This window comes from Moorena sp. (genome assembly GCF_982860115.1).
Genome location: NZ_CEYLVT010000036.1, coordinates 31,477 through 43,890, shown reverse-complemented (window position 1 = coordinate 43,890; position 12,414 = coordinate 31,477). Strand labels below are relative to the sequence as shown.

The 12,414-nt window shown below is 42.9% G+C and carries 12 protein-coding genes; 7 read left to right on the top strand and 5 right to left on the bottom strand.

The genetic code is table 11. The annotated features are described in order from the left end of the window. The first annotated feature begins 412 nt into the window (after nt 1–412). The 4 genes from AC4II3_RS09015 (at nt 413) to AC4II3_RS09000 (ending at nt 2,719) form a co-directional block, all read left to right on the top strand. Nucleotides 413–1,321, top strand: a complete 909-nt coding sequence (locus AC4II3_RS09015) for an AAA family ATPase (RefSeq protein WP_488015778.1) — start codon at nt 413–415, stop codon at nt 1,319–1,321. 82 nt (nt 1,322–1,403) lie between these two features. Then, nucleotides 1,404–1,910, top strand: a complete 507-nt coding sequence (locus tag AC4II3_RS09010; protein ID WP_488015776.1) for a cytochrome C — start codon at nt 1,404–1,406, stop codon at nt 1,908–1,910. A gap of 134 nt (nt 1,911–2,044) precedes the next feature. Then, a complete protein-coding gene (locus tag AC4II3_RS09005; protein WP_488015774.1) occupies nt 2,045–2,224 on the top strand; it encodes a hypothetical protein in 180 nt (59 codons plus the stop codon). A gap of 150 nt (nt 2,225–2,374) precedes the next feature. Then, nucleotides 2,375–2,719 (top strand): hypothetical protein, encoded by a 345-nt coding sequence (locus AC4II3_RS09000; RefSeq protein WP_488015772.1) that lies wholly within the window; start codon nt 2,375–2,377, stop codon nt 2,717–2,719. An 82-nt stretch (nt 2,720–2,801) separates the two neighbouring features. On the opposite strand, the gene AC4II3_RS08995 is transcribed toward AC4II3_RS09000, so the two are convergent. Beyond that, nucleotides 2,802–3,167, bottom strand: a complete 366-nt coding sequence (locus AC4II3_RS08995) for a LapA family protein (protein ID WP_488015770.1) — start codon at nt 3,165–3,167, stop codon at nt 2,802–2,804. Nucleotides 3,168–3,403: 236 nt separating this feature from the next. On the opposite strand from AC4II3_RS08995, the gene AC4II3_RS08990 reads away from it, so the two are divergent. After that, the gene (locus AC4II3_RS08990) at nt 3,404–4,210 is read left to right on the top strand and encodes a PRC-barrel domain-containing protein (protein ID WP_488015768.1); all 807 of its coding nucleotides are present in this window, start codon (nt 3,404–3,406) and stop codon (nt 4,208–4,210) included. 332 nt (nt 4,211–4,542) lie between these two features. On the opposite strand, the gene AC4II3_RS08985 is transcribed toward AC4II3_RS08990, so the two are convergent. From AC4II3_RS08985 to AC4II3_RS08975, 3 genes are all read right to left on the bottom strand, one after another. Continuing rightward, nucleotides 4,543–6,213 (bottom strand): hybrid sensor histidine kinase/response regulator, encoded by a 1,671-nt coding sequence (locus tag AC4II3_RS08985; RefSeq protein ID WP_488015766.1) that lies wholly within the window; start codon nt 6,211–6,213, stop codon nt 4,543–4,545. 768 nt (nt 6,214–6,981) lie between these two features. After that, nucleotides 6,982–7,416, bottom strand: coding sequence for a response regulator (locus tag AC4II3_RS08980; RefSeq protein ID WP_488029169.1), 435 nt, complete (start codon nt 7,414–7,416; stop codon nt 6,982–6,984). A 91-nt stretch (nt 7,417–7,507) separates the two neighbouring features. Next, nucleotides 7,508–8,635 carry an ATP-binding protein gene (locus AC4II3_RS08975; RefSeq protein WP_488013554.1) on the bottom strand — a complete coding sequence of 376 codons (1,128 nt, stop codon included), beginning with the start codon at nt 8,633–8,635 and terminating at the stop codon, nt 7,508–7,510. A 183-nt stretch (nt 8,636–8,818) separates the two neighbouring features. Between AC4II3_RS08975 and AC4II3_RS08970 the strand changes: the two genes are divergently transcribed. Continuing rightward, a complete protein-coding gene (locus tag AC4II3_RS08970; RefSeq protein ID WP_488013556.1) occupies nt 8,819–10,339 on the top strand; it encodes a sensor histidine kinase in 1,521 nt (506 codons plus the stop codon). Nucleotides 10,340–10,461: 122 nt separating this feature from the next. Beyond that, a complete protein-coding gene (locus AC4II3_RS08965; protein WP_488013558.1) occupies nt 10,462–11,025 on the top strand; it encodes a Uma2 family endonuclease in 564 nt (187 codons plus the stop codon). Nucleotides 11,026–11,368: 343 nt separating this feature from the next. Here AC4II3_RS08965 and rbsK read toward each other — a convergent pair whose 3' ends face one another. After that, nucleotides 11,369–12,298, bottom strand: a complete 930-nt coding sequence (rbsK, locus tag AC4II3_RS08960) for a ribokinase (RefSeq protein WP_488013560.1) — start codon at nt 12,296–12,298, stop codon at nt 11,369–11,371. Nucleotides 12,299–12,414 lie beyond the last annotated feature (116 nt).

Genomic DNA, 12,414 nt, shown 5'->3' with positions numbered 1-12,414 from the left:
AATCGGGAATCGGGAATCGGGAATCGGGAATCGGGAATCGGGAATCGGGGTAAGAAACTTGAGTGTACTTCCTGTCTCTCATAAGTATGATAAACCCTATCAAAATCTTTCCCATCTGCCCATGTCCCCATCTGCCCATGTCCCCATCTCCCTATCTCCCTATCTCCCTATCTCCCTATCTCCCTATCTCCCCATCTCCCCATCTCCCTATCTCCCCACATTCTTGTGAATTACCATTTTCCGAAAACCCTTGCTAGCTTATAGGAGATAAGGGGATGTTTGCCCTGCTCCCTGCTCCCTGCTCCCTGCTCCCTGCTCCCTGCTCCCTGCTCCCTGCTCCCTGTTCCCTGCTCCCTGTTCCCTGTTCCCTGTTCCCTGTTCCCTGTTCCCTCACCCAATTGAACACTGCTATATGAGACAACGAATTGAAAAGCTCCAGGAAAATCTCGGTCGTGTGATTGTTGGTAAAGCAGATGCCATTCGTCTAGTGATTGTGGCCCTATTGGCTGGGGGTCATGCCTTGCTGGAAGATGTCCCTGGTGTGGGCAAGACACTCCTAGCGAAATCCCTAGCCCGTTCCATAGATGGGAAATTTCAACGTATTCAATGTACCCCTGATCTACTACCTACGGATATCACAGGTACCAATATCTGGAATCAGCGCAGTGGTGAATTTGAATTTCTGCCAGGTCCAGTATTTACCCATGTCTTGCTAACCGATGAAATTAATCGAGCCACACCCCGAACCCAGTCAGCCTTATTGGAAGTAATGGAAGAGCAGCAGGTCACCGTAGATGGGCGATCGCGTCCCGTACCTCAGCCCTTTTTCGTGATTGCCACCCAAAATCCCGTGGAATATCAAGGTACCTTCCCCTTGCCAGAAGCCCAAATGGATCGATTCCTATTATCCTTATCCCTAGGTTATCCCACAGAACAAGAAGAACTCCAGATGTTGCAACGCCATCTAGAAGGCATGATGGTTTCCGAGCTCACCCCCTGTATCACCACCGAAGAAGTATTAGAATTACGGAATCTTTGTCGCCAGGTCAAAGTAGAACAGTCACTACAAGAGTATATGCTCAATTTAGTCAGAGCATCCCGTTCCGCCGAAGATGTCACCTTAGGAGTCAGTCCTCGCGGTACCATTGCTTTACAACGGGCAACCCAGGCACTAGCCTTTATCGAAGGTCGAGATTATGCCATTCCAGATGATATCAAGTTCCTGGCACCTTATGTACTGTCCCATCGTCTCATTACGTCGGGGGGGCGTCGTGCTCAGCCCATTGTTGAGCAATTGTTGCGCTCTGTACCAATTCCTTAAAGAGTGTTGTGTGTGAGGTATGTCCAAATTTTTGAAGTTAAGAAACCCAAGGCGAAACCGTAGACGTTCACCTTGGGTTCTATTGTTATTGCTAATTTTTTGGAGTATTAGCATAGGATGGGGACTGGAGCGAGCCGTAGGATATACGATTGAGCCAGAAACAGTTACCTCCAACCCCACCCAATTAACCGCATCCATGGACCCAGTGTCCAAACGCTACAAATTAGGCCAAGACCTTTACCTAGAAAACTGTTCCGCTTGTCACATTGCTTTGCCACCAGAAGTATTGCCTACCGAAACCTGGCGTCGGTTATTGTTAGAGCCAAACGAACATTACGGTACCCAACTACCAAGACTACTTGGTCCAAGTTTATTGCTCACCTGGCAATACTTGCGAGATTTCTCCCGTCCCCATAACAAAGACGAAGAAGTCCCTTATCGTATGACCCAATCCCGTTATTTCAATGCCCTGCATCCCCAAGTGAAAATCCCTCGGCCCTTTGGAGTTAAAACCTGTGTGACTTGTCATCCCGGTGTCGCAAACTATGATTACCGCACCCTGAGCCCAGAATGGCAGGATGAACCCTAATCTGGTAATCGGGAGATGGGGAGATAGGGAGATGGGGAGATAGGGAGATAGGGAGATGGGGAGATAGGGAGATAGGGAGATTAGGGAAGTATAGCGCTTTCTAGTCTAATCAGGTACACAAGATTTTTGCACTCTTGCCTCTTGCCTTTTGCCTCTTGCCTTTTGCCTCTTCTCTGTTCCCGATTCCCGATTCCCGATTCCCGATTCCCTACTCCCTACTCCCTACTCCCTGTTCCGGTGTGCTACAGGCTATAACATTGTGTTACAATTACTACAAAACCAATTTAACAATTCCTTTATTATGTAGTGAATAGCAGTTCTATAGGATTAGTAAACAGTCAGAGTTCTTAAACAGAACATAAAACACAAAACTCATAAAAATATACTAATCTCGATCACCTTGGCTGGAAAGGTTGAGGTAACTTGCGAAAAGGATAACTGGTAAAAAGGAAGGTATTTAACCTATGAAATACACCTTTGAAATCTTAGGAGTATCTCCTGTCCTAGACTTTTTCAATCATCAACAGACGTTGACTCAGAGAAAAGTCCCACCCCGGCTGAAATACTTAGGTACTTATCAGTGTACCCTGGATGCTTTAATTGAATCAGCTGAAACCCTTACCTCCCAGGCAGATTGGGGTATAGATCAAGCTGTAGACAGTGTTATTGAATTCTGGATGAATCACCCAGAAATCATCAGTTATTGGAAACAACGATTAAATGATGCTGGTAAGGATAATTTACTAGTGTCAAGGGTGGCAGATTTTGAATCATTAAAAGCTGAGTTTGAATCCTTGATCAGTAGTTAAAATAGGTAAGCTATCAGCTATCAGCTATCAGCTATCAGCTTTTTTTAAAAAGCTGACCCCTAAATGCTTAACTGTTTTCCAGCTATTGCGGCTCAGATTCTGCTGATGAAGCACCTATCTTACTTTTCAAACTATCTTCTAAATACTCTATCCTTTTGCGTTGATTATCAATATTTACTATTGTTTCATTATAATCCTGCTCTAGCTCATTAATCCGTTTCCGTTGCTGAGCTAGTTTACGACTTTGGTTAATTAGAGTAGGTGTAGAGATTAATAAACCAGCTAAACAGCCCATAGATAGAGTTAAAAGAATCACTAGAGATAAAGGTTCTTCTACAGTCCAAACCCCAAAATTTACCGCCACAATAGCTTTATTTTGGAGGGCGAATAATATCGCTGCTATAGCTAAGCCAATCACGAAGCCTGAAATCAAAAACAATAAGCGCATAGTCTCAACTCACTCCTTGGTAATCCCCTAGATCAGATTTGATGCAATTATTGTAAGCTAAAATCTAGATAGAAAAAGTCACAGAGGGGTACACAAGCATTTAGCATTCAGCGGTCAGGGGTCAGCCGCCAGTTTAAAATAAACGCCGAATGCTTACCTGATAGCTTACCGCTTAGAGCCTTCAGTGTCTTTTTCCGAAAGCCATTGCCAGTTCTTACTCAAGGAGACATGAACCGATGTCTTTACTATTTATCCAACCCAAACCGATCAGGCAGAGCCAGTTACTCAATCGTCTAGTCTTAGAGCGTCAGACGACCGAAGAAATTGGTCATGTCGATCAACTCTTGTTGGACTATCAAGCTCATCGAGTCGTGGCCTTAAGGTGTAAGTCTGGATTACTTGGGGCGAAAAAACGCTACTTTGCTTGGGCTCAAGTAGAGAGTATTGGCACCGATAGTATTCTCGTCAACACTAGCAAAAATAACAAAGCTCAACAGAAAACCGAGTCTTGGGATTCACTGATCGGACATGAGGTGTGGACAGATGCGGGTAACAAAATTGGTAAGCTAGTGGATTACTTACTCAAACCCAAAAGCGGTAGTGTCGTTAACTATCTCTTCTCCGACGTTGGCTGGCATGGGGTTATGGATGGTATGTATCTACTCCCACCCGTAGCAATTTCGAGTATTGGCAGGAAGCGGGTAATTGTACTGGATGCAGTTGCTCAAAATAGTAAACCGTATGGGGAAGGACTTAATCAAAAAATTGGTCAAGCTACAGACTTGATCAAGGAAGATTATCAAAAAACTGTGCAGGAATTTAAAGCTGTCAAGCAAAAAGCTCAACAGATGCCAGAACACTTGAAAGATAAAGCCCAATCAGTGACTGAACAGTTGAAAGATAAAGCCCAAGCTACCACGGCACATTTTAAAGATAAAGCTCAATCAGTCACTGAACAGTTGAAAGACAGAGCCAATGCTACCACCGCAAACTTAAAAGATAAAGCAAAATCCATTACGAAGCAGTTGAACGACAAAAAATAACTAGAGTCTAAGGATTTTTGATGAAGCGATAATTTCTGCCTATGGCTGTTAATTAGGAATTGGAAATTGGGAATTGGGAATTTTCCATTTTCCATTTTCCATTACCTAAACACCAATAGTAATAAGTAGTTAATGTAACTATATCTGATAGCTTAAAAATAGGTTTTACCAACTCTATTAGTATTCATAACTTCGCCTATTATAGCTTTTATCATAGCTATGAGGTAAACAGATTTTTTTCACTCTTGCCTCTTGCCTTTTGCCTCTTGCCTGCTCCCTGCTCCCTGCTCCCTGTTCCCTGTTCCCTGTTCCCTTTGCTATTGTGAGTCATACTAACCACTAACGAATGGTAAAGATACATTAACACGAGTACCTACACCTATTTCACTGTCCATAACTATTTTACCTTGATGCTGTTGCACATAACTTTTGACAATTGATAACCCCAATCCAATTCCTGCTATAGAACCGATATTACTGCCGCGACTAAAGGAATTAAATAACTCACGTTGATCGTGCTTAGGAATGCCAATCCCTTCATCTGTAACTTCCAGTATTACTTGATTATTGTGACATTTAGCGTTAAGTTCGACCTTGCCTCCTTGAGGAGAATATTTTATAGCGTTAGAGAGCAGATTAGTTAGCATTTGTCGTAGCAGCTTAGGATCTGATCTGAATTCCTTACAGTCACCTTCATGGCTAAACAAGATCTGGTGTTTATCTGTGGTTTTAGATTTAATTTCATCAACTAAATTAGTACAAAATATAACTAAGTCTATCGGTTCTGGTTGGAAATTTAGTTGGTCAAATTCTGTCTTGTTAATAAATAGCACATCATCCACTAAACCAGTCAGGTGCTGAACCATGGATTGGATACGTCTACAATGTTTTACTTGCGGAGTCATATCCATTTTATGACAGTACCGTTCCAGGATTGCTGCTGATGAAGAAATCGTAGTTAATGGGGTGCGGTACTCATGGGAAATGCTAGAGATAATCCGAGATTTAAAATTGTTCAATTCTTTCTCTTGCACCAGTGATTGACGTAATTTAAGTTCCAAAACTTGGAGCTGAGCATTGGCTACTCTTAGTTCAACTGTGCGCTCCTCAACCCGACGTTCTAACTCATCATTCAGTTGCTTCTGAGCAATTTCTAGTTCCTTGCGAGTGGTGATATCTCGCAGTGATGCCAGATAGGCTTTTTTCCCTTCCCATTTAATCTCTACTAGCTGGATTTCCACAATAACAATTTTTCCATAGGAGGAGCAAATATCTAGTTCTGTAGTTTTGCCAACCACTAGGGAACTGCACCATATTTCTCCTTGGAGTATTTCCCCTTTACAGTTCATCAGGGATTCTGCTGCGGGATTAACAAATTGAATCACTCGATTGTGATCAATAATAACAACACCATCAGCATTTCTGGTAATCATGGTGCGAAATTGCTCTTCACTGGCTCGTAGGGCTTCAGTTTTTCGCTTCAGTGCTAACAGCAGTCGTTGCCGCTCAATGCCATAGCGCATCGCTCGTATCAATAGGTTCCGATCAAATTCTCCTTTAACTAAGTAATCTTGTGCACCTTCTTGTAGCGCTTCTATGGCTAAATTCTCATCAGTCAGTCCACTCAGAATGATTATAGGCACTTCGGGAAACTGGGCATAAATTTCACAAAATGTCTTTAAGCCTTGCTGATCGGGTAAGAACAGGTCACAGAGTACGATATCAATATTTCCATACTTTAGGCATTCGAGACCTTGCTCTAAGGTCTCTACATGGGTGAGTGTTGCTGGAAAATGTTTTGCCTTTTTGAGTAATGCTTTAATGAGCTCAACATCCTGGAGATCGTCCTCAATTAAGAGAATTCGGGTACAATCAGGATGGTTTGGTCTTTCTTTGCGCAGTTTATTCTGAAAATAAATGACTGAAGTAGGGACTGGTGAAGGGACAGGGAAATTATTTTGATCAGCTGAAGGAGAAGTTATTGGTAGGTAAGTTGATGACATGGCAATACCGTTAACTAATCAAAAAACATCGGTTAGATGTGATTTAAATCTAATATGTTAATATTGACCTAAAAAAAAAACTGTTTCCACCGTAATTTCACTAGTCGTTATCTCCGTACTTACACGGATAATTTACTAAAAAATGGACATAAAATCCGTATAATCCTTGAGATTAAGGGGATTAAAATACTAACAAGTATACCCATTGATACTCTTCGATGGGTATTGGATCGGTAATTTAGCTTCGAATTATAAAATAAATATTAAATATAACGAGGCGTAGTGGTGGTAAGATTTCAAGAATTAGGTTTATCCTTGAAAGCATTAGGCATGATCAGATTAGCCTTGAGACTAAGATTGAGACTAAGAGCTAATTTGTAAAGTAAATATTAAGAAGCCTCAAAGCTTAGCTATGATTGTCTTCTGGCTATTATATAGTTCAAATGTACTATTTTAGCCCAAGCCTTATCCTACAAGGATTACAGCGAGTTTACAAATCAGCTCTAATGGTTTCTGAGCTATAGCGCTGCGCACCGGGAATCGGGAATTGGGAATCGGGAATCGGGGGAAGAGTGTGGGGAGAGGGAAAAGGTAACAAGGGTAGTGATACACAATTAGCGATATTAACAGCCGAAACCTTGATCAGACCGTAGGCAAACCACTACTTTTTTACCACTACCTAAACATCTAATAATTTTTAATTTTTAATTTTTTTTTAATTTTTAATTTTTTTTTAATTTTTAATTGCCCACAGCGGCACTAGCTAGTTTATGGCGGCGGTAGCTTCACAACACTAAACCAGAAATTTTCTAGGGCTTGGATAATATTGTCAAATTCTTTTAAGCTAATTGGTTTTTTAAGATAACAGTTAGCTCCCAAGTCATAGCTTTTTACAATATCTTCCTGAGCATCTGAAGTGGTCAGCATCACAACGGGGATTTGCTTGAGGTTATCATCACCTTTGATATGCTGGAGAATCTCTTGTCCATTCATCCCAGGCAGGTTTAGGTCTAGCAAAATTAAGTCAGGTTGCTGGGAATCAGAATACTCCCCCTCTCTGTAGAGGTAAGCAAGGGCTTGAGTACCATCCATAACCACATGGAGGTTAATCCCCAGTTTCGCTTTGTTGAGTGCTTTCCTGGTGAGTTCTATATCTCCAGGATCGTCTTCTATTAGCAGAATTTCAGGGAATTTACTGTACATATCATAGTTAATTGAAATTGGGTTAGTTTAACTAGACTATAATATCGTTTATTATCGATTTTTTATCCACAAACCCATCAGCCATCTTTGGCTACCAACTCTGATGAATTGGCAAGGTGAAATAAAACCTTGAGCCAACACCAGACTCGGATTCGACCCAAATATTTCCGCCGTGACACTGGACAATTTTCTGACAAATGGCTAAACCAATCCCGGTACCAGGATACTTGCTCCTACCATGTAGCCGTTGGAATATGGAAAAAATTCGTTCAGCATACTTGCTCTTGATACCAATACCATTATCTCGAACCCCTATTAACCATTGTGATTCCTGCAACTGAGCTTCAATGTGAATCTCAGGAGTTGCCTCAGAACGGAATTTGATGCCATTACTGATTAGATTCTGGAACAATTCCACCATGTGTTGAGGATTAGCTGGGATAGTTGGCAGTGGATCATGGGTGATGATAGCATGATTTTCTTTAATGGTAACACTCAAGTTTTCAAGAACCTGTTCAAGCACTTCAGCGATATCTGTGGGTTCAAAGGTCAGTTCAGACCGACCCAAACGGGAGTAGGCGAGGAGATCTTTAATGAGAGTCTGCATGCGGAAAACACCATCAACAATGTAATCCATGTATTTGTCTGCTTCGCGATCCAATTTCCCCTGGTATTCTTCCACCAGCAATTCTGTGAAACTCTTGACCTTGCGCAGGGGTTCTTGTAAATCGTGGGAAGCCACATAAGCAAACTGTTCCAGTTCTCGGTTAGAATTCTGTAACTGCTCAATCCACCTTGAAAATTCTGTATTGGTTATGCGATCGCTAATCCCGCAGCTAAACCCCAAAACAAATTCTACTGAACCATCACTGGCCAACTCTGGTACCAGACAGGATTGATAAAACTGTCGCCCATTCTCTGTGTTCCACTGGAATTCAATGCTCTTTTCTTGACCTGTAGCAAACACCTTTTCCATGGCTCTATCCCATAAGTGGATAAAGTCTTCTGGCATGCGGAGGTCACGATGGGTAAAGCCGATAAATTCTGACTGGGGGATCCCAAATGCCTGTGACAGAGCCGGATTAGCATAGACATAGCGAAATTCCCGATCAAATACCCCTATACACTCCGGAGAATTTTCCACTAGAGACTGAAAGAGGTCTTCCCGAGAGCTTAGAGATGGTTTTGCTGGTTTGCGATCGCTATTTTGAAGGCTCATTATTTTGGCAGACAAGTCGGACAAGGAACAATCAATCAAACCTTCCTTGTAGAGACGTTACAGACAACATTTCTACAAACAAGAACGATTTAACCGGACACGAGATCAATTTTAGCTTTGTCCTCTACACTGGCAGCAACTGGTTCGGTTCTCAGTTGTGCTCAAGATGTCTGTTAAATTATCATGTTTCAAACTACTCGCCGACGCCTTGCTCTGTGGTATACTACGGTCACAGCAGTCTTACTGTTACTATTTGCAACTGGTGTCTATCTTTATGTCCGCCACACCCTGATTGAACGGGTTGATGACACCCTCAAACATGTCGTAGAAGTGGTAGAGCGATCACTGGTGATTCAACCTGTGGATGATGGCGAGAGTCCCTACCAATTCAACATTGAAGCCAGTTTTCGAGACAATAGTGATGGGGTAGAAGATGACCACATTGACCTGGAGTGGTTTAGTCCGAAGGGGGATTTGCTGTGGTCAACCTTCTCAGAACCCCTAACTATTCCCTTAAAGACCAACACCACTAGGGCAACAGTTCATTTATCAGCAGAGCATCTCCTGCGACAGTTAACCCAACCGGTGCAAATCGAGGATTATATCTTGGGTTATTTACGGGTGAGCCACCCATGGTTTGAAGTCACCAAACCCAGCCACCAACTGATATTTGATCTGACTCTAGGTACAGTGGTGATGATTATCACGACATGTGCTATTGGTTGGTTACTATCTGGTATGGCTATCAAGCCAGTACGAGAGTCCTACCAACGGCTTAAACAATTCACTGCTGATGCTTCCCACGAACTGAGAAACCCAATTGCGACGATTCAGACTAACGTGCAAGTTGCTCTGGGGGATCCCGATTTGGCATCTGAGTGGCAACGGCACCAACTCGAAGTGATAGAGCGATTAACCCAGCGCTTAGGAAAACTAGTGAATGACCTGCTGTTTTTGGCTCGTGCTGATAGCGGTATGGTAAAACCCCAGTGGCAATTAGTCCACCTAGATGCTTTGCTAATGGAAGTGATCGAGGAGCAACAACTGATTGCTACAGAAAAACGCATTTCTCTGTACCTGATTGAAATCCCCAATCCGGATCAGGTACAGAGCACAGAGCAGACAGAGGAGACAGACAAAGAGATGGAGGCTGGTGAGGTATTTCTGCCACCCTGCCCTAGTAAGGAATTCCAAAATCCAACATTCGACGAAGATGCCTTTACCCTTGACGGGGATTGGAATCAATTGGCACGTTTATTTACCAATCTAGTGAATAACGCTGTGCAATACACACCCGCTTCTACCAAAACTCCAGGGGAAGCATTTATTCAAGTGGAATTACAACAGTTAGAAGCTCCCAGCAAACGTAGGGCAAGAAACCTGCAATTCCTCACCGGTCGTTCCTCATGGGGGGGACCCCCAAGACCGCGCTACCTCCTTCAAGTTAAGGTAACTGATTCCGGTCAAGGCATCTGTGAATCAGCATTACCTCAGATTTTTGATCGCTTTTATCGAGCTGATCCAGCTAGACCCTATGATACAGCAAAAGGAGCTGGGCTAGGTTTAGCGATCGCTAAAACAATAGTTGAGAATCACCACGGTCAAATCAAAGTTGAAAGCACTGTCAATCAAGGCACAACGTTTACAGTTACAATACCCGTTTTTAGAAAAAACAATGTTGAAAGCTCTGTCGAAAGGGAGTAGGTATGAAAGCAAAAATATTTTGTCTTATTTATCATATGTCGCAGTTTCGGTCAGGGGGAGTTTCGCGCTATAGTTTAAATCAAGCTCAACTAGCTCCAAAACAGGACATAAAAGAGGTGGTTATGGTTGCTTCTTATCACAGAGAGTACATGACTCCTGAAGCGTATCTAGACTGGGAGGAAAAGCAAGAACTCAACTATGAATACATCGACGGCGAAGTCTATGCTATGACTGGGGGAACTATTCCCCATGGAACCATTGCTCTGAATCTTGCGACTGCCTTAAAAAGCCATCTGCGGGGAGGTTCCTGTCGTCCTTTTATATTTAGTGTCAAAGTGGGTGTATCAGAAAAAGGACCCTTTCACTACCCGGATGTCATGGTAACCTGCGACCAACAAGACAGCAATCGCCTCAAAGTCATTTATCATCCCTGTCTGATTGCGGAAGTCCTCTCTCCCTCCACTGAAGCCTTTGACCGAGGTCGCAAATTTGCTAACTATCGCCCAATCAAAACCTTACAAGAATACCTTTTGATTGATACTCAACAGATTACTATCGAGTGCTTCCGGCGCAATCCACAAGGCAAATGGGAACTCAATCCCTACACAGAAGGAGAGGAAATTCACTTGACTAGCATTGATTTTAGTTGTCCCATCTCCTTAATTTATGAGAATGTTACTGTATAGTTACAGTATAGTAGTGACTGCTTAAGGGCTGAGTTTTTATATAAACGTACTACCAAACCTCAATAATTTACTCAAACCGGATTCATTAGTACTAATGATTAGATCCACAATCAGGATTTACAATACTAGCTGACTCCGGGTAAATGATCTATTACCAATCACTAATATCTAAAAATTAATATAGCGTTTCTTCTAGCTATGAGGTACAAATACTTTTTGCCTCTTCCCTCTTCTGACTTCCCTCTTCACTCTTTCCTCTTTTCTGCTCCCTGCTCCCTGCTCCGAAGTCCCTAAAACCCAGACATTTGTACCTCACAAGTCGTATAATTGCTATACCTAATACCTAATACCTAATACCTAATTTTGTGAGAAAGGCATTGAATGTCTCTTTATCAGGCAAAGAGGGCTGAGCCCCAGCCTTAGTAACAGCAAGCGCCCCAGCTGCAGCTCCCCATACTACCGCTTGCCGCAAGGGTAACCCTTTGGCTATTGCCACAGCCATTGCACCATTAAACGCATCTCCAGCCGCCACAGTATCCACAGCCTCAACAGAAAAAGCAGGGACGAAGAACGATTCAGAACCAGTGGCACAGAAAACTCCCTGCTCTCCTAAGGTCACCATCACCGTATCCACACCTCGTTGCAACAGTACTTCTGATGCGTTCTTGGCTGACTCTATGGTATCGACAGGAAAATCCACTAGTACAGAGGCTTCCAACTGATTTGGTGTCATAATATCCACCATGCCATACAGTTCCTCTGGCAACTCCTGAGCTGGTGCTGGGTCAAGAATCACTGGACAACCCACTTTCTGAGCTGCCGCTGCTGCTAAGAGCACGACGGACATGGGAATCTCCAACTGTATCAATAAAACAGCGGCTCCTGGCAACAAATTACTGAGGCGTTCCACATCAGTTTCATTAACATGCCCATTAGCACCAGCCACGAAAATAATGGTATTTTCCCCAGCCTCATCCACCGAAATCACTGCAATCCCAGAACTCACCCCCTCCTCAACCAAAACGCTATCAGTGTCAACACCCGTGACCCCTAGACTGTGGCGTAGCTGAGTTCCAAAATCATCACTACCTATGCGGGCCACAATTTTAGTGGGTATACCCAATCGTGCCACCGCCACAGCTTGATTTGCCCCTTTCCCACCAGGAGCAGTAAAAAATTCATGGCCTTGTAGTGTTTCACCTGGAACTGGTAACCGGGGAGTTTTGGCTACCAAATCCATATTGATACTGCCGAAAACAATAACTGGTTTCATCGTTAATAGAGTTAAAAGTTAGCAAGTTTAAATTTGAAAAGAGTTACAAAGCAAGCAAACTTAAGTTGTTCGCGTAGCGTGGCCATAGGCCAAGGTTAAACGTTTTAACCTTCAAC